Source organism: Halomarina oriensis, assembly GCF_009791395.1.
In the GTDB taxonomy this organism is placed as follows: domain Archaea; phylum Halobacteriota; class Halobacteria; order Halobacteriales; family Haloarculaceae; genus Halomarina; species Halomarina oriensis.
The window spans coordinates 50,031-73,473 of sequence record NZ_WSZK01000038.1 but is presented as its reverse complement, the minus strand read 5'-3'; the positions used below and the strand labels follow the sequence as shown (position 1 = coordinate 73,473).

Annotated in this window: 12 protein-coding genes and 1 pseudogene; 6 read left to right on the top strand and 7 right to left on the bottom strand. The window is 58.1% G+C overall.

What is annotated here, in order from left to right; translation table 11 throughout:
* Window positions 1-212: 212 nt before the first annotated feature.
* A complete protein-coding gene (locus GQS65_RS19725) occupies window positions 213-770 on the bottom strand; it encodes a DUF7437 domain-containing protein (protein ID WP_158206336.1) in 558 nt (185 codons plus the stop codon).
* A gap of 388 nt (window positions 771-1,158) precedes the next feature.
* On the opposite strand from GQS65_RS19725, the pseudogene GQS65_RS22320 reads away from it, so the two are divergent.
* Window positions 1,159-1,745: pseudogene (locus GQS65_RS22320) on the top strand (DUF7342 family protein).
* Window positions 1,746-2,017: 272 nt separating this feature from the next.
* Here GQS65_RS22320 and GQS65_RS19715 read toward each other — a convergent pair.
* Both GQS65_RS19715 and GQS65_RS19710 read right to left on the bottom strand, forming a co-directional pair.
* Window positions 2,018-2,329, bottom strand: coding sequence for a hypothetical protein (locus tag GQS65_RS19715; protein WP_158206335.1), 312 nt, complete (start codon window positions 2,327-2,329; stop codon window positions 2,018-2,020).
* 134 nt (window positions 2,330-2,463) lie between these two features.
* Complete coding sequence (locus GQS65_RS19710; protein ID WP_158206334.1) at window positions 2,464-3,186, bottom strand: hypothetical protein; 723 nt, start codon at window positions 3,184-3,186, stop codon at window positions 2,464-2,466.
* Between the two features lie 225 nt (window positions 3,187-3,411).
* On the opposite strand from GQS65_RS19710, the gene GQS65_RS19705 reads away from it, so the two are divergent.
* Window positions 3,412-3,780, top strand: a complete 369-nt coding sequence (locus GQS65_RS19705; protein ID WP_158206333.1) for a DUF7344 domain-containing protein — start codon at window positions 3,412-3,414, stop codon at window positions 3,778-3,780.
* Window positions 3,781-4,685: 905 nt separating this feature from the next.
* Here the strand turns inward: GQS65_RS19705 and GQS65_RS19700 are convergent.
* Genes GQS65_RS19700 through GQS65_RS19690 form a run of 3 tightly spaced genes read right to left on the bottom strand, consistent with a single transcriptional unit; the run spans window position 4,686 to window position 13,160 of the window.
* Window positions 4,686-6,041, bottom strand: a complete 1,356-nt coding sequence (locus GQS65_RS19700) for a DNA cytosine methyltransferase (RefSeq protein ID WP_158206332.1) — start codon at window positions 6,039-6,041, stop codon at window positions 4,686-4,688.
* 41 nt (window positions 6,042-6,082) lie between these two features.
* Window positions 6,083-9,031, bottom strand: coding sequence for a DEAD/DEAH box helicase (locus GQS65_RS19695; RefSeq protein ID WP_158206331.1), 2,949 nt, complete (start codon window positions 9,029-9,031; stop codon window positions 6,083-6,085).
* Window positions 9,024-13,160, bottom strand: coding sequence for an Eco57I restriction-modification methylase domain-containing protein (locus GQS65_RS19690; protein WP_158206330.1), 4,137 nt, complete (start codon window positions 13,158-13,160; stop codon window positions 9,024-9,026). The genes GQS65_RS19695 and GQS65_RS19690 overlap by 8 nt, the downstream gene beginning before the upstream one ends.
* A gap of 245 nt (window positions 13,161-13,405) precedes the next feature.
* Between GQS65_RS19690 and GQS65_RS19685 the strand changes: the two genes are divergently transcribed.
* The 3 genes from GQS65_RS19685 (at window position 13,406) to GQS65_RS19675 (ending at window position 20,172) form a co-directional block, all read left to right on the top strand.
* Window positions 13,406-17,218 carry a helicase-related protein gene (locus GQS65_RS19685; RefSeq protein WP_158206329.1) on the top strand — a complete coding sequence of 1,271 codons (3,813 nt, stop codon included), beginning with the start codon at window positions 13,406-13,408 and terminating at the stop codon, window positions 17,216-17,218.
* Window positions 17,219-17,226: 8 nt separating this feature from the next.
* Window positions 17,227-19,179 carry a hypothetical protein gene (locus GQS65_RS19680; RefSeq protein WP_233265211.1) on the top strand — a complete coding sequence of 651 codons (1,953 nt, stop codon included), beginning with the start codon at window positions 17,227-17,229 and terminating at the stop codon, window positions 19,177-19,179.
* Between the two features lie 366 nt (window positions 19,180-19,545).
* Entirely contained in the window at window positions 19,546-20,172 is a 627-nt protein-coding gene (locus tag GQS65_RS19675; protein WP_368280373.1) for a phospholipase D-like domain-containing protein, read from the top strand.
* On the opposite strand, the gene GQS65_RS19670 is transcribed toward GQS65_RS19675, so the two are convergent.
* Window positions 20,169-20,948, bottom strand: coding sequence for a hypothetical protein (locus tag GQS65_RS19670; protein ID WP_158206327.1), 780 nt, complete (start codon window positions 20,946-20,948; stop codon window positions 20,169-20,171). The genes GQS65_RS19675 and GQS65_RS19670 overlap by 4 nt on opposite strands.
* A gap of 249 nt (window positions 20,949-21,197) precedes the next feature.
* Here GQS65_RS19670 and GQS65_RS19665 point away from each other — a divergent pair, with 249 nt between their 5' ends.
* Window positions 21,198-23,369: a DNA cytosine methyltransferase gene (locus GQS65_RS19665; protein WP_158206326.1), complete on the top strand. Its 2,172-nt coding sequence runs from the start codon at window positions 21,198-21,200 to the stop codon at window positions 23,367-23,369.
* Window positions 23,370-23,443: the final 74 nt, after the last annotated feature.

Here is a 23,443-nt window from a genome sequence, read left to right as displayed (position 1 = left end):
AGCCAGAAACTCCCGGTGAATTCTCTCGTTACTGGCGTCGATTCTGGAGCCATTCACCGACCCGTACCCTCCACGCCACTAGGAACGCAGGCCTCGTGTGGGTCTCAAGCCACGCGCCGAATCGCACCTTCCAATCGGCGATAACTTTGGGACCAGTATAAACGTACACGGGCTGCGTGTAGCTCTCACGCTCGCCGTTAAACCCCGTGCCGTCAGTCATTAGAGTCCAGTACGAACGGCGTGCCCGTATGCTTTACCGGCACACCAGTAGCAGCCGGTAACTCTCTATCAATGTGCCCAGAGGCGTTGAAAACGGTGATAATGTCTTCGACGATCTGTGAGATAGCGATGGCTGCGGCGGGGGTGATGTCTAGGGTGTGGGCGATGCCGCGGCGTGTCGTGGTGCCGTCGATATAATCGTATGTCGCTTGTACAGCCCGCGAGAGGAGGGGTAGGTCGTAGTCGTTCAGGAATCGAGTGATGTCGTCGTTCCGGGTGCTGGCACCGATGACCGCAATCAACGTGAGAGTAAAGGATTCGCGGTGTTCGCTATTCTTCACTGGCGAGAGGACACTCCACGTTGTATCATCACCAGAGGTGAGGCTCCCGAGTTCGTTAAGGACACCCAGCTGCTCCTCGACCCCTGAGTACGGTACGTTAGTGCGGTCACTGATTCGTTCGGGAGTGGAGGGGCCGTTGATGAGGAGGTCGGAGTAGACGAAGGCGGTGTCTGGGTGGTGCAGCAGATACTGGATTGCACGACCCACCATACCCTGTGTTCAGTCCCGACTTCCAAGGAGTTGACGGCGAGCGTCAGCACCACTTTCGCTCTCTGGCTGACACCTACCTCAACGCGTACCGAACGAACGTGCATGCACGTGTGTGACTGCCCATCTGAGACGCAAGGACGGCACCTACGCGTGACAGTCCGAATCTTCCCTGCCGGGCCAGTACCTGGACCGAATCGCTACACAATCGGCGTTGAGGGCAGCGAGCGTAAGGTAAAGCTGGTGTGCACGCGTTGTGACCGTGGTCGGCGCTGGGTCGGCTCACGACTGGTCGCTAAGTTATTCGACATCGACGAGGACCGTATCCGCGCTGGCAATCCACTGTCGCCGGAGGAACGCCGAACGGTGATTCTGCGGCCAGGTAGGGAGGATGGTGATGTGCCGGTGCTGCGAGAAATCTGTGCGCCTGTCAACAACGGCGAAGTGCGTTTACGCTTGGACCTGGACTTCACAGATAACTGGTGAGCCGTTGAACGACCATCGACGTATCCAGCGGGTGGTGGAGGTGCTCAGCGAGCCCGCAACACCCGACGAGATTGCAGAGCGGGCCGACGTCCCTGTAGATGCTGCGGAGGTCGAACTGGAGCAGCTGGAGCGCGGTGACTGGGTTTTAGAGTCCACCATCGACGGAGCGACAGCGTACGACCTGAATCCCGTACGACTATTCCTAGACGAAATGACGTCCCTCATCGAAGAGCGGCCCAAGAAGAATTGGCGCGAGAGCGTACTGAGCTGCGGGAAGAGAGGGCGGATTTGACGGACGAGTACAGCATAGGGTCTCTTGAGGAGTTCCGCGAAACCCTCGATGATGACGACCTTTCAGCCGGAGAGATACGTTCCCGACAGAACGTCATCAACACGTGGGAAGCAGTTAATACCGAGATTCGGCTCCACATGCAGGCGCTACGCCTGTACGAGGGTATCACACCGCTGTCAGCAGAATTGACACACCAATGACTAGGATGACAGACGCGGTCGGCGTCGATCAGGCTGTATTTATCGCTGTTCTGGTCTGTATGGGCGTTTTCGGAGTCCTGGGTATCACCGGTAACATCAGTCGGGAGACGGGGCTGATGGCTACCACAGCTATGGCAGTCGTGTTGGGCGTGCTTGTGGTCAGGTCGTACCGACGGCTGCGTCAGTAGTCAGCTGTCCCGATCAACCCATTCGCAGTAACCCTGGATGTCAGTCGCGCTGCCGACCTTGACTGGGGCGGTACACCATGGCAGTCACTCCAGATAGACATTGAATGGTGATTCCTGGACCGGCACAATCTCAATGAACCCATCCCCCTCTACGGTCTGTTGCACGACATCCAGGATCATGGTATCCGTCCAGTTCTCCATCCCATCACCCCACCCCGGCCATACGATATAATCGATTCCCAACTGCCCGCCATCTACTGTCCCGTACGCCCACACGGGGTCGTGCTGTTCACCATAGCCAATGACACTGTAGCCGTCGTACGGCACGATACGCACCGTCAGTCCGCGCGGAATCGCGTCGTGGATGTAGTCAACCCACTGGGATGCTGAGAGCATAGTTGATGTTGCTAGTGAAAGGGTTTCATTCGATGCACAAGGTGGTATGACCGGAGATGGAGACGACAGCCGGACAGGACACCGAGTGGTTGAGCTACTCTGCGTCTCCTTCGATATCATGAGCGTTCGTCTCTCTATGGCGGTCCGCGAATCGGTGCAGCACGGATGACATCTCCCGAATTGATGCCATCCCACAAATCTCGCATCGTCCAAGACGCTGGTTGTGGGAGCGTCTGTTGGCCATCACTGACGTACTCGCACACGAGTGGTGTCGCATCGCCCTTGATGTCGATCACTGATACCACCCGGTCGTCGAACATAAAGTCACCGTGGTCGTAACACCGCTTCGACCGGTCGTACTGCGGTATAGCGAGTTCGTTGAACGCGATTGTTGGACGGGGGTATGCGAGATCGTTCCAGCCCAGTGGTTCTCCGAGCTCGACTTCTCCAGTTGCGACCGAGACGGCACCCAGTGACGGGCTCTTCGCGGTGATTTCGGCTAGGTCTGCCTCCGTGTTTGAGCGCTGACTGATCGCCCGTTCGGTGAACACCCAGAACACGGCATAGCCATAGCGTGCGTGTCTTCGTGTCTTTTGGACGCGATACTTATCTCTCGAGTGCTCAACCTCAACGACGAACTTTCGGGGATACGTCTCAGTACTGTTGTCCGTGCACACCACATCACCGCGCAGTCCTCCGGTCATTCGCTCCGTCTCGATCTTTCCGTCGAATTGTGGGTCCGCAGCGAGTTCGGCGACAACGAGGGCTTTCCCAGCCCAGTGACTGTACGTCTCGTTCCCCGCTTTGACGACGTTGCACAACGCCATCGACAGAAGAATGTGGTTTCGTGGTTGCATCGACTACCGGGTTGCGGACAGTCAGTAATAGGTAGCCCTCCAATACCCAACCTCCTGATACGAGTGTGCCTCGGGGCGACCACCTGTCTGTTGGGCCATGTTGTTGGTTCAGGAATTCCATCCCGGCAATACCCCACCTCTGGTCCTGAGCAATGTAGTCACCTCCGCAGATAGGGGGGCTGGTCCGTGGGTTTATTCTAGTGCGTTGAGCAGTCACGAGTGACGATGAATCAACTCAGGCAGATTCAGGTTGTCCTCCGCAGTGTACTGGTCCCCGTCACACTCCGTGACGCTTCAATCAGTACAACAGAAGCGTTCGATATGCTTCGGCAGCGACGACGCCAGCACATCATCAGATACCTCACAGAGGTGGAGGGGACGGCGACCCTCCGTGACCTTTCGGAGCACCTCGCCACTGTCGAAGGGTGCGGCAGGAAACGCATCTACATCGCGCTCTATCAGAACCACCTCCCAAAACTCGCTGACGTTGGTGCGGTCCACTATCAACGGCGGTCGGGAGTCATCACTGCAACGACTACGACCCGGTTCCTCTGGCTCGTCCTGCGTGGTGCTAAGTGGATTCTCGCTGAATGACCGGGGATTAGGGCCGTAGAATAATACGAGAACAAAGTCGATGCTGCCAGTCGGGATGTGGTGCGTAATAGTGTGCAGTCTACCGCCGGGAAGCCAACACTCGATGTGTGCAGCAACATGTTCGAGCATTTGTCGCCCTCTTTCAGCCCTCTTGAACTCATGTCAGAGTTCTTAATTGCCGAATCTTTTCACGGTGTCCGAATTTTTGGTTTAACCTCCTGATTCCAACTGAATAACCCCAGCCGCCCTATTTGTAACAGCTGTTGTTTTGACGCTAGCGAAAATCGTGAGAGAAACAAATAGTTTGGAGTACGTCGCACTTACTCCGAAGATATGGGGTGGAACGGGTCGCCCTATTTGTCACGCAAAATCGTATATCGGCATTCCGGAGAATAGTTCGGAGTACGTTGCAGTTACTCCAAAGATATGGGGGTTTGAGAACACCAAACCAGACCGAAATTGTCCCAAGGATAGAGGGATGATGCACTCATTCAGACACAGAGAAATGGACAAGGGTGCGTGTATTGAACTAATCTCCCAGTGCACCGAGCCCTCCTCCAGATCACGCAATAAAATTATTGACATAATGGGGGGTGATGCGGCCCTCTCCGACAGTGAGCCAGTTTACGAATCGGACTGATTCGGATACTGGTCTACACCGGATCAGCAGGGTGGGACCAGGCTGTCAATCAAACATTGAGCAACTGTTGAGTTGACGCTCGCCGACCATTCATCAATGCCGCTGTCAGGATTCGGTGCGGTGACTCTGGTGGCGAACTTCTCGACACTCTTCTAAGACTTTTTCGACAAAAGAGACAGGCAACCTCGTCATTGTCCCACTCGAGAGACATGCAGTGTTCTGTGAGCAGAATGGCGATGTTTCGTCATGCGGTGAAATCGTCTCCTCAGGTCTCTTCAAGAACTCCCTTTCTAATTGCAACACCAACTGCCTCTCCCAGTCGGGGAGGAACAGCGTTCCCGACAAGCCGGTATGCCTTTGTCCGGCTCTCCGGCAGCCAGTACCGGTCTCTGAACGACTGGAGTCTAGCAGCTTCCCGGACCGTCAGCGACCGGGCCTCGGTCGGATGTATGAACATATGGCCGTCCTTCTGGATGTGTGCGAGAATCGTTGACGCTGGCTTTGCCGGATTCTGTTTCTTGTACTTGTCCCGAAAGACATCATCACGGTACGGCTGAAGTTCCTGACTCACTTCACCGATATTCCAGCCAACACCATGGCCGAGAAGCTTGTATATAGACAGGTCGAGATGATTGTGCCAGCGACAGCTGTGATTTCGCAACTCCTGTTCGTCCCACGTCTCGTCCCTTGGAACATCCCGGAGCCACTGCTGGTACGGAGATACCGGTGGGAGGGTGTAGCTGGTTGCCTGAACTGGTGGCATCTCTCCGTCCGGTGAGACTGGTGGCAGGTCCAGTATTGCATCCGCCACTGTAAGATAGGGCTCGCCGGGATTACGGTCAGCCTCGAACGGTGGTAGCGCTTCCTCCTTGGTGAGACTCGTCTGTGGTGTCTGGGTGAATGCCCCGGGCTCGCTCCGGACTCGCATCTTCGTTTCCTCGTCGCTTCTGGGCTCTCGATGCGTTGCCCATCGAGATAGATCAGGGAGTTCGTCGTTATCGCGGACGCCAATGAAGAAGACTCGTTCGCGGTGCTGTGGGACCCCATAGTCCGCGGCATCGACCCGTTGCCAGTCGGCGTGGTAACCGAGCGATCGCATCTCATCGAGAATGATGTCGGGAACCGGGACTTCCTGACCAACCCGCTTTTCGGCAGACTCATCTGCTGGATCGACCGGAAGCAGTTGCTGGATGACGCCTGTCTCGACAATTGCCGTGTCCCTCAGCAACCCTGGGACGTTCTCCATGACGAATGCCCTCGGCTCGAAGTACGCGACGTACCGGAGGAAGTGCCGGTAGAGAAGGTTCCGTTCGTCTTCACTCGCCCCTCGATCCTCCAGCGAGTCGAGCTTGGACCGACCAATCATAGAAAAGGACGGGCAGGGGGGCCCTCCAGCGATGAGGTCGAGTTCGCCAGGTTCGATATCCGGCCCGTCTGTCTCCGGTTCTGTCCCGCGGATGTCTTCGGGAAGTACCTCGTGGTTGTGGTTCTCCTGGTAGGCTTCAACAGCAGCAGCATCACTGTCGATTGCCCAGCAAACCTCGTAGCCTGCATTCTTCAGCCCCTGGGTAAACCCTCCAGCGCCGCAGAACAGATCGATTGCTACCGGCGGGTCGTTCATCGTCAGTACAACAGTGAGTGCATGAATAAACAGTATGGAAGCTACACTGAGTCCTCAAAGGCATCGATCACCACGGCCATATTCAACAGCTCCAGTTCGTCGGGTATTACCTGCCCTTCCTCTTCGAGGCGCTGTAGCTCTGCCTCCCTGTCCTCACGCAACTCGGCCAGCTCGTTCTTGGTCTTCGCAATCACAACACCGAGGTCTTCGTCCGGACTGGCGTTTCGGTCCTCGAATCGTTCTATCCGGTCCTCGAGGTCCTCGATCTGGTGCTCGAAATAGTTCTCGGCATGCTCTCGACGGATGCGAACCTCTCGTTCACGCTCCTGACGGGCCTCTTCGGCGAGGCTCTCGATGACCTCCCAGGCCACCTCCTCAGCTCGCTCGGCCAGAGAATCCGCACTGGTGGTGACCGTCTCGATTGCAGAATAGTCATCCACCGATGCTGGTGGAAGCCCCCCAGTGAGGTCGATGTTTTCCGTCGTTGCGGTGCCATCCGATGTGACGTACACCGGTACCAGTCGTTCTGTGACGGTATCACCGGTTCCCGACAGATAACCGACCCGGAAGTGACAGAGCAACCCAGGCGTGTCCATCGCTTCACTACCGGTCAACACTGCGGTCTGCCCACCTCCGGCGTCGGTGTCGAGACAGAACTGGGTCATCGACCTGACGACCGGATGGTCGAGAGCGATGAACTCGAGATCGCTATCAGCCACCGCGTTTTCCCTGTCGAAGGTTGCTCCGTCGTACCGGTCGTCTACCTCACCACCTGCGATTGGGTCGGGGACGACGAGGTCGAACACATCACTGCCACCCTCTGCCGGCCCAGAACGAACGTTCACAATTTGCCCGCCGTATTCACTGCACATCGTCCGCACGAGATACTCCACGTCCTCCTCACTGACGGTGTCGCGGCCGCTTTCGTCGATGATGTCGAGTATCTCTCGGTCCTCATTGCCCAGATCAAATCGATCTCTGATGAGGAGTTCCTCGTCCACACGCCGTACCGCCTCCTCTCGGTCCTCGACGAGTGCATCCAGATCCGCCGCGATAGTGTTGGCATCGCCCTCTTGGGCGAGTGCGGTCATGATCTGGTTCTCGAGATCGACATCTTCGAGGACCAGTCCGAGGACGTCGGAGCTCATGCCGAGTGTTTCCTCGATCTCGTCCAGCTTGTTCATCAGCAGTTCGAGGATGTCGCTCTCCCGGGTATCGTCCACGAACAGGTTCTTGATCTTGACCGTCTCCTCCTGTCCGTAGCGGTGGAGGCGACCGATCCGCTGGTCGATTCGCGTCGGGTTCCACGGGAGGTCGTAGTTCACCATCAGATGCGCGAACTGGAGGTTCAGCCCCTCGCGGGCAGCGTCCGTCGCCAGCATGATGTTCGCTTCATCTTCGAACTTCCTGAGCTGGCGTTGACGCTCCTCCTGTCTTAGTTCCCCGTACACCTGCGCCACGTCGTGTTCGCTGAATACCCTGTCTCTGAGGTACTTGAGGGTGTCCGTGTACTCGGTGAAGATGAGCACCTTCTCGTCGGGATCCTCCGCCAGAACTCCGTCAACGTACTCTTGCAACTGCTCGGCCTTCGAATCGACATCAATCGCCTTTGCTCGGTTGTAGAGCTCTCTGACGATAGAGAGTTCTTGCTGAATCTTCTCAGGATCGCTTGAGGCGGCAACACCACCAAGCTCCTCCTCGACCCGTTCTCGCTGAGCGTCGGTCAGCATCTCGGGGTCCTCGCGGTACTGTGGCAGCAGACTCTTCGTCAGCTGTGAGAGGTCGCTCGGGTCAGCCCCACCAGCTCGAATCGATTCAATACGGTTCTTGAGCGATTCCCGGATGGCGTGTATCGAGGAGACGAGGCGCTTCTGGTAGAGAACCATCGCAAACCCGGCGGTGTCGTTGTCCTCTCGGTGAGCCAGGTTGTAGTGCTGGGTGATGTACTCGGTGACGTCCTCGTACAGTTCACGCTCGGCGGGCGTGAACTCCACCGGCAGCGTCTCAATCTCCTTCTCGGGGAACATCTTCGAGCCGTCCGGTTCGTACATCTCATCCTTCAGCCGCCGGATCATCAGATCCTGAAGCCCGTCTCTGTTGACGTCGTGCTCGTCTCGGAACCGGTACGGATCGAGCAGCGAGATCATGAAGTAGAACTGGTCTCGCTTGCCCTTGTGGGGGGTCCCGGTCAGGAAGATGAGCCCATCGGAGTTCTCCGAGACGGCCTCACCAACACGGTATCGGTCAGTCCTGTCGATGCCACGTTTGCCCTGCCGACGGGCGGTGAGGTGATGGGCTTCGTCGAACACTGCAACATCCCACTCCTCCTCGAGGTTCTGGAGCGCCGCGAGCATATCCTCCTGCTTGGCGAAGTCAATGGACGTGATGATGTGGTCGTCGTGTGTCCAGACGTTCTGTGCTGGGTGTGCTCTCTTCTTTGCGTCCACGTAGTCGCGGTCGTACACGACGTAGTTGCTGTCGAACTTCTCGCGGAGTTCCTCCTGCCACTGTGTTGTGAGCGGTGCGGGTGCGACAATGAGAACCCGGTCGGCCTGCCCCCTGGCGGCGAGTTCCTCGATAACGATGGCTGCCTCGATGGTCTTGCCAAGCCCGACCTCGTCGCCAATCAGGTAGCGGTGGTCGTACGAGGTCAGTATCTCGTGGGCGGCTTTCACCTGATGCGGGGCGATGTCGATGCGACTGCTTTCGAGGGCGACGAATCGGTCTTGGCGGTGGGCGAGATCGAGTTCCGCAGCGCGAGCTCGGAGGTTGAACCGTTCTGGTGTGTCGAACTCGCCTTTTGTGAGCAACGAATCACTCTCTTCGATTTTGTCGACAACAGCACTCGGACGTTTTTCTTGCCCCGAGTTGGTGAGGATGGTTATCAGGCACTGTCCGTTTGGTCGGTGGTTCACCTTGGCAACCTCTCCGTCGGCACCCGCGAAACTCACACGGTCATCAACCTCAAACCCGCACTCACAGTCATTCATCGCTGTTTACTGTTTGCTCTACGAGTTCGATTTCGTCCTCCGTAAGATCGTACAGGTTGTAGACAGCCTCGTCAATGAGGCGATTGATGTTCTTGATCTCTTCATCAAGTTCCTCCGCTTGCCCCTTGTTGCTGATGTACCGATCAAGATCGTCTTCAATGTCGTTGATGTCGGGGAGCATGATACCCTTCAAACGGTCGATGAGGGTGTTCGTCTTCGTGGCGTTGTTACGGAACCCACCAATCTCTCTTTCGACGGAAACAGGGACGAATGCCTCCACGAGCACGGCCTCCTTGTCGGTAAGATCCGAAAGTGTGAATGCTTCGACGTAGTCGGTTTCCGTATATCCCCACCTGTCCGTCTCGAACGCATCTTCGTCTCCCGGCTTGTAGCGGGCAGTGGCTTCAATGGTCACAGTGTGACCATCTCGCGTAGTGCGGACGTTCCCCACTTGGAGCTTCTCGTACTCCTCTGTGGTCTCTTCAAGAATATTTACTGACGCTGGCTGGAATATCCCAATATTCGGCAGATTTGCGCCCTCAGAGTAGTTGCCAAGATAATCGAGCAGGTTGAGATTGAGAGACGCTCGCCTGTCCGAAAGTTGGCTCATTTCATCAGCCAAGGCTGCGAGTTCGCCATCGTCCTTTTCTGTGTTGGGCACTGGGAATTTTTCCATATACTGTGATCTGAATTCGTAGTAGAGGCTGTCCGACGACGACCCTTCCAGCTTGGCGACGACTTGCTGGAGGTAGAAGAGGGACAGAGAACTGTTCAGCACAGCTACAAGATATTGGTCGTCTGTCGGAATGAAGAAACACTTGTTGTTTGGATAAAGCGGACCCTTGTCGTAGGCGAATCGCGTCTCAGGAGCAATCTCTGGATAGAGGATTTTGCTCCCCTCGAAAAATTCAATGTACGCCTCTTGTGGTTGCTGTAACTCGAACCACCTCTGCTCAGTGGCGCGACTTTCTAGACCTTTTCTGTACTCTTCGAGGTGTTCCTCGACGGCAGGATACCGGTCGATGTTTGTCTCTTCTGTTAGATATATGATGTGGGACTCAGTGGACCCAATGTGATATGGCCGAATGTCCTCACCTCGCACAAGTGGGTGAATGACTTCTTCACTCTTTGAGTCAGACTCAATGAGCGACTGTCGCTCCGATTCATCAATAAAGAATGCTTCGTTCCGACCAGTCACAATGCCACGGCATACCTGCGTACCACCTTCAAACCGAGCTAATTGGATACCATCTGTCTCTATCTTCTCCATCAAGTTCGATATGGACTTACTGACAAGCCTCCATTCATCGTCCTGAATATTGGTTGCATCGACATCCACACCAAACTCTTCAACCGCCTCTGGTAACGAACTGAATGAGAGGGATTCGATTGCAGTGTATCGGAGGGGGTGAGGAGTTGGGCTCGTCTTTTGGGTCAACAGTATCGATGATCGGACCGTCGCGTCGGGGAAAACAGGCAATCCCCCAAAATCAACGATCTCTCGGACATTTGTTGACTCACCAAGGATTTTTCGTATAGTGCGTCCATAATTGGCCCTTATAAATTTATTTGAAACTATTGACCCATACTCTCCTTGGCTACGAAGAACATCTAGTGACTGCTCAATAAAGTACACGTACAAATCAGTTCGCGCAGCATGTGTTGTGTACTCTATCTCTAAGTAGGTCTTTGCAGATTTGAATTCCTCCATTCGGACGTATGGTGGGTTCCCGATAACCGCATCAAACCCAGCGTCTGTTACCCGCTCCCCTCCTTCTCCATAGAACGCAACAGGGAACTCCAGTTCCCAGTGGAAGAAGGAATTCTTTTCAGCCATCGTTTGTGCTTCTTGGAACCAACTCTTATTCTCAATATCAGACCAAGAATCGTCACGGAGGGCCTCTGCCATCTGCTTTTCAGCGTCGTCGGGGACCAAGAGACCGAACTCAGCGGCGGTGTATACATTTGCCATAGCAAGGAGGTGCTGGTAGAGTGCGTCACTACGTACTTCCTCGTAGACTTCTTCCATCTCTTTGATATCTTCCAGCGTCTCGTTGTCGATGGAGAGAAGATCGGTGAAGCGCTCCATAACGTGTTCAAGCGCACGTTGGCGAGCTTGCTCCATCCAGTCGGTGAGCTGGGTCTGACCAGTCCCTTGGTTCTCGGCGCTCAGAACGTCCTCAATGTCACTGCCGATGAGAGAGTTGCCCGTCTTGAGGTGGTGATCAAGGAACGCCAGTGGTTGCTCGGCAGCAAGTGTCCGCAGCCACAACGACACCTTTGCCAGCTCCGTAGCAAGCGGATTCACGTCCACTCCGTAAAGACACTGTTGGGCAACTTTTCGGCGTGCCCAGTTGATGTCCCGTAACTCGCCATCTTCGGTGGTCGGGTCGCTAATTGCGTCCTCATCTCCGGACTCGACGGCCTGGTAATCCTGCCTCTCTTGGGCGTCGATGATCTCCCGGGCGAGATAGTCTACTGCGTTCACGAGGAAGTGTCCACTCCCCATCGCAGGGTCGAGAACCTTCAGGTCGAACACACGGTCCGCGAACTCCCCGGCAAAGCCCTCGCGCTCGTGGGTCGTGTCGGCACTTTCGGAGACGAGGTCCGACCGAATATCGTCAACGAGTGGGCCGAGCGTTTCATCGACGATGTACTCGACAACGTACTCGGGTGTGTAGTACGACCCTGTGGTCTTCCGCTCACCATCGTCCGTACGGAGGAATACGTCGCCTTCCGGAACAACAACTTCGTCATCGTCTACGGCGGGTGAGTACTCGCCGTCCTCAACTGTCAGTGGTTCATCGGCAACGTCAATTCTGTACTCGAGCAGCCCCTCGTAAATCGACCCGAGGTGGCGTTCGTCGAGCGAGGAGTAATCCACGAAGACCTGACCATCGCCCTCGTCTGCATCTCGGCGGGTGAGGAGTTCGATGACTTCTGCGAGGTGGGCGTCGTCAGCCTCGTGGGACGCGAGGAACAGGGCCTCTTGACTATCGTCCGGGCCGGGATTGGTTCGGAAGAGCCCACCATTGTACGCGGGAACGTAGAGTTGGTCCTTCGGAATGTCCATTCCCTGGCTCCCTTGGTCGATGAGGACGAACAGTTCCTCGAGGCGGTCCCACAGGTTGGTCTGCCAGGTCTGGTAGTGCTGCTGTGTTGCTTTACGCTTGTCAGTGACCGTCTGTTTCAGGTCATTCAGACTGTAGCTTGCACTGTAGATCTCGTTCTCTGTGGGCAGGAGGTCACGTCCTTCACTCTCCGCGTAGAGGACGAAAATGAGACGGTACAGGTAGATGAGCGAACTGTCGTGGATTAACGGCAGGTCGTCCTCGTCGAGGTCGTCGTTCGTGTCGAGGAACCCTTCGGCCAGAACACGGATGGCCTCGTAGATGTTCTCTTGGAGGTCCTCACCGATTGCCTCCGCGAAGACGCTCGACTCGTCGTAGACGTCGTCGAGGAAGCAGTCTCCCGACTGGTCAGGAAGAAACGCCTCCTGCTGGAAGAACAGGTAGAAGTCCTTGAAGTCCTTCAGATTGCCCTCTTCCTCGACGTATCGGAGGATTTCGGGGAGATCGATCTCGTAGTAGGAGTCCAGTCGGTGGCTGGTCGGCCCGTAGTAGAGTCGCCAGTGTTCACCGTTGGTCAGGACGGCCCACTGCACGGGGGTCTCTTGGAGGTAGGCGTGAATCTGGTAGCTCGGGTTCTCGAAGTCGCGCTTCTCCTCACCACGAGTGTCGAGCTTGCGTCCCCAGCGCTTGGCGTCGGCGACAGCAATCGCTTCCTCGTAGAAGTCGTCACGGTCGAAGGCCGCGTCCGCTGCGTCAGCACTCGGGAAGAACCCGTAGTCCGGACGGCGAGCGTTCCGCATGACCGTCTCCTCAATCTCGAACGGGATGTTGAGAAGGTCGAATATGAGTCGGATGAAGTTCCGCTCCAGCTGTGCCTCGTTGTAGTCGTCAACACGGCCCTCTCTGTCCTCCCAGAGCGTTCGAATCTCGTCGTAGGCCTCTCGGACTTCCTCATCGTCAACACTCTGCCAGGGCTCGGTCTGGCGCAGGTGGTTCGTGAGGTAGTGGTTGGAGAAGAGATCGCGGTTCGTGCGGTATGGACGAGATTGTTCCGACATGTGTGGTGGATCAGGAGACACCGGAGCAGCGCCCCTGGTGGATATTCAACCAGCGACACCACTGACATATAATAGTTGAGATGTACGGCCGCTTCGCGCGTGAGCGCTCGCGCACGCGGGTGAGCGCTGCGCGTGCTCACCCGCGCGGCCACTGTCGTTCAGATTGGCGTCGTGCTAATGCACTAATAGACGCCAATCTGACCCGAAGCTATATGTAGGGTAGCCGTAATCTAGCGAAACGCAAGATGTCAGGTGAACTATCTGGCTCGGGGGCCGACCCTCCCGGCGACGAAGAACGCATCGCTCGCCACCTGCGAAAGCGAATCACAGACCGCGTCAGCGGGAATCTCGACACCGACGACGAACCCCATCGGGTGAAGCGCGACTTCCCAAGCGACCGGTTCTTCGCTGGTGCGCTCGCAGCCCACGACGCGGACAGGGTCGAGGGCAGTGACGACGACGACCTCCAGTCGAAGATGGAGCCGTACGCGCTCGGGACCATGACCCGCGTCCGGAACGGTTCGGAAAGTGATGTGCTGACCATCGACATCTCGGCGAGCGTCTGGGTGCGGGTCAACCCAACCTTCGAGGAGATGGACCAGCGCGACGACTACATCTCACTCGCCGACCGGGAGGATGCTGAGACTGCCAAGACGAACCTCCTTCCCGTCTTCGAGCGTCTCGAACTCGACGTCCCCTCCATCGAGATCCCGTTCGAGGAGATCGCCGAGGCGACCCGCAACACGCCACAGGCCATCCGTGACCGTGCCACCGAGGCGATCAGTGACGCCGTCGAAAACGCGCGTCAGCAGGCGGCAGCCCGGGGCGACATCTACCTCGACAACGGTGAGGAGAAGCCTGACGACGACGTTCCCGCCCACGCCCTCGAGAGCGAGACAGCGTACACCGAGTACCTCAATGATCGAGAGGGGACGCCAGCACTGCCCGAATGGGACATGGACCTTCAGGTGACGACCACCGAGGACCGCGAGAGCCAGAACGGCGAACTGCTACTGGACATCGAGGTGACGAACACCGGCGAGCAGACGAAGCGGGACCACGTCTACACCATCCGCGACCCGACGCTGTTCGAGGTGGAACTCGAGTTCCAGACAGAGGGCTCCCTCGAGTTCGTCCCGTTCACCTTCGACCCCCTCCCCGAGGACTTCCGGTACAACCGGGACCTGTGGGGGCACGGCCGGAACTGCACCATCAACGCTCCCGACTACGAGGAGACGACGGGTGCGGGGAAAACGCCGGGGCGTTCGGCTCCTCGTGCCAACCCGCACACCAGTCACCTCCGCACAGAGTTCATCCCCGAGTACCGCCAGCTCGTCTACGAGTCAGCCGACCGTGGTGTGAATCCGGCGTTCAGTGAACTCGCAGACCTCCAGGGAGGTGGGTACGAGGTCCTCGATACTGTCGCCGACGCGATGGACGACTACCTCGAAACGGCCTACCCCGCAGCGCTTAGCGAATACCAGAAGCGCGAGGACTGGACGGAGGCTGATCGTGAGGACTTCGATGAAGACCGCGAGGCGTTTGAGCGGGAAATCGCGCGCTTCCGGCGCGGCATCCGAGTCCTCCACGAACACCCGGACGACGTTGGTCGCGCGTTCGAGTTGATGAACGAGTCGATGGACCGGATGCACGACTTCGATACGTGGCGACTGTTCCAACTGGTGTTCATCGTTATGCTCGTCCCCGACATCGCGGGCCGGGAATATGACGAGTGGGACGAGATCAGCTGGCGCGACGAGGAGTCACTCGGCGAGCGCTTCGAGAACGCAGAGGGAGCGCTCGAGGTGGTCGATGTCCTCTGGTTCCCCACTGGTGGTGGGAAATCGGAGGCGTTCTTCGGGGTCGCCATCTGGAACATGTTCTTCGACCGCATCCGCGGGAAGCACTTCGGCGTCACCACGTGGACGCGGTTCCCGCTCCGGTTGCTGTCTCTCCAGCAACTCCAGCGGATGTCGGAGACCATCATGTACGCGGACCTCGTCCGGCGTGAACAACCCGACATCGGGAGCCGTCCGTCCCGTCCGTTCAGCGTCGGCTTCCTCGTCGGCAAGAAGAACACACCAAACGCTCTCACCGGCTACAACAACGACAACTACAGTCGCTACAAGCAGGACGCAAGCCTCCGCGAGGACGCGAAGGTCGTCCCGAGCTGTCCGGTCTGCGGGTCCCGGGTAGAGATGCAGGTCACCGACAACCATCGTCTCGCTCATGCCTGCCAGGGGAACCCCTTCGAGTGCGCGTGGCAACAGCGCGAGACCGACATCAACGAGGTGTACGCGGAGGACGAACTCCCGATCCACGTCGTCGACAACGAACTCTACCGCTACGCACCGAGCATCCTCGCCGGAACCATCGACAAGATCACCGCCGTTGGCTACCAGCGGAAGATGGCCCACATCCTCACCGGCGAGATGGAGTATGAGTGTCCACGGCACGGGTTCGCCAGCCTCGGCGAGTGTACCGAGAAGTACGGCTGTGACATCGACCGGGACGAGTTCGAGCTCATGGCGTCGCCAATCGACGTCTACGACCCCGCGCCCTCGCTGATGGTCCCCGACGAACTGCACCTGCTCGAGGAGAGCGTTGGCAGTTTCGACGGTCACTACGAGACCGGTGTACAGACGCTTCAGGAACTCGTGGACGCCGGGAAGACGAAGATTCTCGCGCCAACCGCAACCATCACCGCGTACGAGGACCAGGTCTACCACCTGTTCCTGCGCCCGGCTGAACGGTTCCCGTCTCCGGGGCCGTACCTGCGCGAGAACTTCTACGCGAAGGAACAGCCAGAGACCCAGCGCTACTACCTGGGGCTCATCCCACACGGGAAGACCCACATCAATTCGATCATCGACATCCTGTTCACGTTCCACGAGGAGGTACAGGACCTCCTGCATCTGGCAATGGAATCGCCAGAGGACCTTCTGACAGGTGTCGCGCTCGAGGGGACCGACACGACCGAACCGCTGGCGGCGGACTCGATCGCCGAGGTCATCGACAGCCTTACGCTCTACAGCACGAGTCTGACCTACCTGCTGTCGAAGAAGGACGGCGACCGTCTCGATCAGTCGTTCGTCAGCCAGCTTAACGCCTACCTCCGCGGCGAGGGCCGCCCACCGCTCAACTCTGAGCGGATGACGGGCGGGACGCCCTTTGAGAAGGTCCAGACGATTCTCGACCGACTGGACGACCCGTGGCAGGAGGACGCGGACGAACAGCTGCTCCGAGAACTCGGCGATGACGACGTCCTCGACGAGGATATCATACCGGAGGTCACCGAGCTCCGTGACCTGCTGGCCGCGGAACTTGACCCGGATCGTTCGCCGAGACAGGAGTTCCGCGTGGCGATGCGGGCAGCCTCCCCCGAGGTCCGTGAGGGGCTTGCCTGGCTGCTAGCCTACCGACCCAACGCCGTAACTGCGACCAGCATGATCAGCCACGGCGTGGACGTTGACCGGTTCAACATGATGGTCTTCTTCGGGATGCCACGCGCAACCGCGGAGTACATTCAGTCCAGTTCGCGGGCAGGTCGCTCGCACCCCGGCCTGGTGTTCAACGTCCTCCACCCCATCCGTGAACGGGACCTGAGTCACTACCACTTCTTCGAGAAGTACCACCAGTTCCTCGACCGGCTGGTCGAACCGGTGTCGGTGAACCGCTGGGCGAAAAACAGCGTCAAGCGCACCCATCCGGGACTGTTCATGTCTCTGTTGCTCAACCACTACATGTACTCGGAGGACGCCGGTCGGCTGTTCTTCGGAAACCAGGCCGAGGACTTCCTGGCGACGGTTGACGACAGCGAGATCGAAGACATCCTCGTCAACATGTACGGAGGCGACCAGTTGCCCGAGGAGTTCCGGGTGGACACAATGGAACTCACGGAGCTGTCGGTCTCGGAGGTTCAGTTGAGCGATCGCCAGTGGACCAGCGACCGCCTGCCACAGTCTGCGATGCGCAGCCTGCGCGACGTCGATGCACAGCTCCCGATTCAGCCCGAGTGGAAGTACAACGACATCCTCGAAACCTACAACAACCGATAACAATGTCAATGGAACGAAGCAAGTCGCAGGTACTCTACCAGTTCCTGCCCGAGAACACATTCGACTACAGCGGCCAGCGTGGTATCTGGAAGACGACGCGGTTAGAGACGAGCGACGCCAGCGGCACTGTCAGCAAGGAGTATATCCTGAAGCGCGTCCTCGCCCGGGTTCGTAACTGGGAGGGTGGCCAGAACGGGTTCGTCTCGAGAAACACGGACCACTACCACTTCGGTGTCCCCGAAGGGGTCCGTGCAGAACCGTTTCCGACAACCTACGAGTGCAGCAAGTGTGAGAAGGTCCACGGGTACTACACCGCGGACGACGTTCAGAACAAGAACCCGGGTCTGACCTGTCGGCGAAGTGGCTGCGACGGTAACCTTGAGCAGTACCAGTTCGTCAGCGTTCACACCTGCGGGGAACTCCGGCGACTGTACCCTCAGAAGTGTCCGACTCACGGTGACGAGCACGTCGTTCTCGACCGGCGCGACAGCCAGCGCGTGCGCAACTTCCACTGGAGTTGCCGTGTTGGTGGCTGCTCGTGGGAGACACCGATTCGGAATTACCAGAATTGCGGCTGTGACTACATCCCACCCGCGGGTGACGAGAACGACGGGATGTACACGACGGTCCACCGTGCCGGGAGTGTCTACTACCCGCACTACATCTCCACCGTCAACCTGCATACGGCAGGGATCGGTCACCTCCGTGACTCCACTGATGGCGCGAAGAAGGCCATCGCCAGGCTGTTTGGACTGACCGACGCCCAGCGCATCGAGGACGTCAACCTGAATCAGCGAATCGGCGAGGTCGAGATGGACGACGAGAAGGTCGTCGAGGTCTACTCAACGCACGACGACATCACGACGCTCGATGCCGCCCGAGATTACCTCCGTGAACAGGGCAACCTGGGAAGCCAGACAGCGAACGAGCGCCTCGGTCAGCTGCTCGTGCTCGACGCGGATGGCGAGGGGTCCGAGCTTACAGAGGCCGGTGACGAGATTCTTCAGTACGTCCTCAGCCGGGAGTCCCTGACCACCGAGACGCTTCCCGAACTCGAATCGGCAGCGCGTGGGCGTGGCTTCAGCGACAAGGCCGACCGGATTAGCAGCTACCGCGACGACCTCGACCATCTCGGTTTCGACGATGTCCGGGTCATCGAGGATTTCCCCGTTCAGACGTTCGTGTATGGGTACACGCGTGGTGGGCGGGAGGAGGACGAGGCTCAGATCACTGCGTTCTCACAGAGCGCCAGCGATGGGGACGGGACACCCATCTTCGTCGATACCTCCGAGACCGAGGCTGTGCAGTTCGATCTCGACCCGGCGCGTGTGCTCCTCTGGCTGGCACTCAACATTCCGGAGACCAGCGATCTAGGCGCGGTCAACGGTGACATCACGTTGCCCGAGATTACGGGTCGTGACGATGCAGCAATCGACTATGCACGCTCCGAGATCGACGCACTCACCACCGAGGAACAGTGGGCATTCCTGCTCAACCACCTCGCGCCCGTCGAACGGTACGGGCGCTTCCAGACGGACCTCGACGACTCCGTCGAAGAACTGGTGACCGAGTACGTATTCAAACTCGTCCACACTCTGAGTCACATCCTGCTGAAGCAGGCCAGCACAATCAGCGGGTTCGACCGGACGAACCTCAGTGAGTTCCTCTTTCCGCGAGCGCTCTCGGTCGTCATCTACGCGAACAACCGCGAGGAGTTCAACATCGGCGGGATGCACACGATGGTCGAACAGCAACTCGACAACCTCCTCGGGCAGGCCGAGTCGCACGGGAACGAGTGTGTCTACGACCCGGTGTGCTCACAGCGGGGTGGTGCCTGCCTCTCGTGCCTCCACGTGAGCGAGATCAGTTGCTCGTTCTTCAACCAGGTCCTGTCCCGGGACTACCTCTTCGGAAGTCGTCCGAACACCGACAAGGATATCGACGGATACTGGACGCTATAGTGCGTCAGTACCTTCCGTTCCCAAAATCCCCATAACGCTCTCCGAACCATGTCTCACGACGAATCTAACCCATCCTGGCCGCCTCTCGCAATCGCCGAATACGTTGACCGTGACGAGCAGCTGCTATCGCAACTCGAGGGACGGCTCGTACTGGCAGGGGGTCGTAACGACCTCGTGACACCAGCGGGGGTGGCTCGTGACACCGATTTATCTGTAGAGACCGCGAGCGACCTGTTTCGTCAGCTTACGGAGGCGGGGGCAATCGAACGAGACACGTTCAATACTGGCATCAATGACAGCACCTTTCGAGTCGATGTCTCTCGCTGTCGCCAGACACTCGAGCAGGCGCGGTACGCGGCCCAGAGTGTGAGAGCGTTCCAGGACCGCCAGCCCCCTGCAACGACGGCTACACCGCTCGTGACGTTTCCTGCCGATCCCGCTTTCAGTGATGTTGACCCTACATCGTTCGGGATGTCGTGGCTGATGCCCGCGCTCACACGGGAGATCAAACAGGCTGAGAACTCCATCACGCTCCTTGTCCCGTTCTTCGAGGCGGATGGGTTCTCCCATCTCGAAGACGTCCTCCTCGCTGCACTGGAGCGTGGTGTCGAGGTGACGTTCGTGTCTCGGTATCTGATGGATTCTGACTCCTACAATCGTACCGTGCTGAAGTCGTTCGCCGAACGAGCGGAGGATCGAGATGTCGAGCCAGCCCTCCTCAGGTTTGTAGATTACACGCAATGGGACGCTGACGTCCCTCAGCAACAACGTCGTCAGAGTGGTGCAACTCCCGCGTTCACCCTCCATTCGAAAGTAATCGTCTTCGATAACTCGAAGGCATACGTCGGGAGTGCCAATGTCACCGACTACGGGTTCGAACACTACCTCGAGACAGGGATTTTGCTGGAAGGGCCACCTGTCGATAGCTTCCGTGACCTAGTGTGGTTCCTGTTCGAATCGGACGCAGCGTCCTCTGTCTCGTTGCTGGATTAGACGTCTCCCGTTTGTGCGTACTCACATCCCTCTGCAAGCGGACACGCCGGGCAGTTCGGATTCTCACTGGTACAGACCAGTGCTCCCAGATCGAGCAGCGCTAGATTGAAAGCCCGCGCCAGCGCAGGGTTGTCAGGTGCGAGCGCATCGAGCAGTCGCTGGACACGTGTACTCTTGTGCGGTTGTTCGGGTAGCGGGTAATCGAATACTCTGCCCACGATTCGAGCCGTGTTCGTGTCCACAAGGGCCATCGGCTGGTCGAACGCGAACAGCAGACAGGCTCGGGCCGTATACGGACCCACTCGCCAGGGTTGCTGAAGGGCTTCGAGATCAGCAGGTACCTCGTCCTGAACTTCTGCGCAGAGTTCTGCCGCTTCTCGTAGTGTCCGAACCCGGTGATTGACGAATCCAAGTGGGTGAACGATGCTGCGGAGGTCTTCCTCATCGGCCTCGAGGAGACACCGGGCGGAGGGGAACTGTGCGAAGAACTCCGGGTAGATGTCTGCGACGGCATCACTCCGTGTCCGCTGGAGAAGGATCTCGCTGGCGTAGATCTGCCATGGATCGCTCGCTCGTCGCCACGGGTAGTCCCGGCCGTGCTCATCGAGCCACGCGAGCAGTGTGGGCATCTGATCGAGAAATCCTTCTACGGCCTTGTCTGGTTTCGCCACGCCAATGGAATTGAGCACTCGCTTTGCATCAGTGACATCGACACACCCGTGAAGTTCGTCGAGCGTTGTGGTAGTTCGGCCAAATGGGTGATCCGTCGAAGTCATACATTCAAGTCACAACCTGCTCATCCTTGCGAGTCCGGTCGGCGGAAGCGATTGCCCTGTTTCTAACTCGAATAGCGACCTTAGAAACACCGGCAGGCAGCCGTAGTCTAGCAATCGATGACTCTCATTGGCTGAGTGACCAGGGAGTTTAAATTACTAGCCGCTAAAGGGGGGACCATGCCTGAATCGGTCACGTCGTGCGGTTCTCTTCTGGCGCGGGTTGAACCCGTGCCCCCCGCCGAGCGTGAGATGCACGAGCAACTCCTCCTCGACAACACGGAATTTCTCATCGATACCCTGACTGCGGAACACCTTCGTCGCCAGCGCTTGCCACCAGGGGGCTGCCCCCTGGCAACTCCTGCGCAACTTGCACGGAACCGGTCGGGTGACTGTGATGCCTGCCGATACGACACGGTGCACGGGCGTACCGGGAAGTCGTCGGGAGAGGCGTGCCACTGTGGTGACCCGCTGATTGGAAGCGACGACCCCCTCGATACAGTCGCTGCTGTCGTACTGGGCAGCGATGGGCTGACGCCTGCCGAGCGGTTCTTCGATCGTCCCCCGCGCAAGACAGTTGCCTCACTCCGTGACCAGGTCGGCACCTGGAAGGAGATTGCCGTGATGGAGCACGACGCGCTGCGAACCGCACTGGAAGCGGCAACCCCCCGAAAGGGGGTGAGTGACGAGCGAATCTCCCGAATCACCAAATTACTCGAACGGGTCGAAGAGACACACTACACGGATGGGGTCACTCTCTGCGGGTTCTCCAACGTACAGTATGGGACGTACGTCAAGTTCCTTCTCACTATCCCGGGTATCGATACGGATGACGCCTGGTGGCTCGTTCAGACTGCATTCGACAAACCAGTCTGGCCTACGGACCCCGATGTCGATAGACTGCTTTGCGAACTTGGCCTGCTCACTCCAGACGCTCTGGAGGACGAGAGCGGTCGCCGAACTGACCTAGAAGACAAGCTCATCGACCGTCAGGTACCAGCACTGTTTCGGGCTCTTTCCACACACACTGTCTCCTCAGAGGACGTTCTCTGTAGCGATACCTGCGATCTGCGAAAGTTCCTCCTGAGCTATCGTCTGCGCCAGCAAGAGACTGAACACACTGGACCGACTGTCGTCGATCTGTTTGCGGGTGCAGGAGGTCTATCAACCGGTCTCTCCCGTGCTGGGTACGACATCCGCTGGGCGATTGATATCGATCCTGATGCAGTCGCCACGTACCGACTGAACCACCCGGAAATTCCTCATAGCAACATCGTCCAGGGAGATGTCCGCGAGATTGACCTCGTCAACCAGATTCGAGATACAGTCACCGACCCGGATCTGGTTGTAGGAGGGCCACCCTGCCAATCTTTGTCGAAGGCTGGATATCGATCCAGGCGAGCCAAAGACGACGACTACTCGGTGCTCGATGACGAGCGGACGACGCTCTACACGCAGTACGTCGAGGTGGTCGATGCGCTTCGACCGAAGGCGATCGTGATGGAGAACGTCGAGGGGATGATCAACGAGGTAGGCGACACGGGCGAGCGTGTCATCGACTGGGTCATGAACGACCTCGAGGCTCTCGGTGCGAACGGCTCAGGCTACCAAGTTGACTTCCGGCTCAAGGACATGACCGAATTCGGTGTTCCCCAAGAGCGCAGTCGCGTCCTGCTCGTTGGTATTCGAGATGATCTGGTAGACACGCCGGATGACGTCAGTACGCTCCTAGATGGACTGCCACAGGCGGACTCGGTGCGTTCGCTCCAGCAGGGCCTTGCTGGACTCCCTCGTCTGCGACGGGGCGAGGGCGGGAGGGTGCTGGCAGAACGAGGTCTCGGCTCGAAAAGTCAGTTTGTGACGGAAAACGGACTCCACGAGGGAACGGACCTCTGCTACAACCATCAGGCCCGGGAACATCCCATGGCGAAGGATCAGATTCTCTTCGACGAGGCACTCGAGCCAGGTGAGACGAGCTGGGACGTCGTGTTTGGCTCGGATGGAGAGTACGCGGAGTACGTCGAGTACGATGTTGGTACCGAGGACAACCCCCGGTTCGGAGACAAGTACCGCAAACTCGTCTGGTCAGAGCCCTCGCCGACGATTGTGGCCCACCTTGCCAAGGACGCGAACGGGTACATCCTGCCAGACTTCTACGAACATGCCCGTCCGTCCCCTGAACAAGCCGACCCTGAGCGAAACCGGGGAATTACCCCACGGGAGGCGGCACGGTTGCAATCCTTCCCTGATGACTACATCTTCCTCGGACCATTCACCAGCTGGTTCCGCCAGATTGGGAACGCCGTCCCACCGCTCGCCGGAACGGTTCTAGGGAAGGCGCTTCTTCCTGTGATGGGCATCGCAGCAACACAGGAGTTAGCGCCTAGGGACCGGACTGCTACTGGCATCGTATCAGATGACTGATATGAGTGATTGTCTGTGACTTGATGGGTGATTCTTGCATTGATTGCTCACATCTACAATGGGGTGAGATCATA

Bases quoted from the DNA above. Each gene is read 5' to 3' on its own strand.
- GQS65_RS19725 (WP_158206336.1), bottom strand. From the start codon at position 770: ATGGTGGGTCGTGCAATCCAGTATCTGCTGCACCACCCAGACACCGCC.
- GQS65_RS19715 (WP_158206335.1), bottom strand. From the start codon at position 2,329: ATGCTCTCAGCATCCCAGTGGGTTGACTACATCCACGACGCGATTCCG.
- GQS65_RS19710 (WP_158206334.1), bottom strand. From the start codon at position 3,186: ATGCAACCACGAAACCACATTCTTCTGTCGATGGCGTTGTGCAACGTC.
- GQS65_RS19705 (WP_158206333.1), top strand. From the start codon at position 3,412: ATGAATCAACTCAGGCAGATTCAGGTTGTCCTCCGCAGTGTACTGGTC.
- GQS65_RS19700 (WP_158206332.1), bottom strand. From the start codon at position 6,041: ATGAACGACCCGCCGGTAGCAATCGATCTGTTCTGCGGCGCTGGAGGG.
- GQS65_RS19695 (WP_158206331.1), bottom strand. From the start codon at position 9,031: ATGAATGACTGTGAGTGCGGGTTTGAGGTTGATGACCGTGTGAGTTTC.
- GQS65_RS19690 (WP_158206330.1), bottom strand. From the start codon at position 13,160: ATGTCGGAACAATCTCGTCCATACCGCACGAACCGCGATCTCTTCTCC.
- GQS65_RS19685 (WP_158206329.1), top strand. From the start codon at position 13,406: ATGTCAGGTGAACTATCTGGCTCGGGGGCCGACCCTCCCGGCGACGAA.
- GQS65_RS19680 (WP_233265211.1), top strand. From the start codon at position 17,227: ATGGAACGAAGCAAGTCGCAGGTACTCTACCAGTTCCTGCCCGAGAAC.
- GQS65_RS19670 (WP_158206327.1), bottom strand. From the start codon at position 20,948: ATGACTTCGACGGATCACCCATTTGGCCGAACTACCACAACGCTCGAC.
- GQS65_RS19665 (WP_158206326.1), top strand. From the start codon at position 21,198: ATGCACGAGCAACTCCTCCTCGACAACACGGAATTTCTCATCGATACC.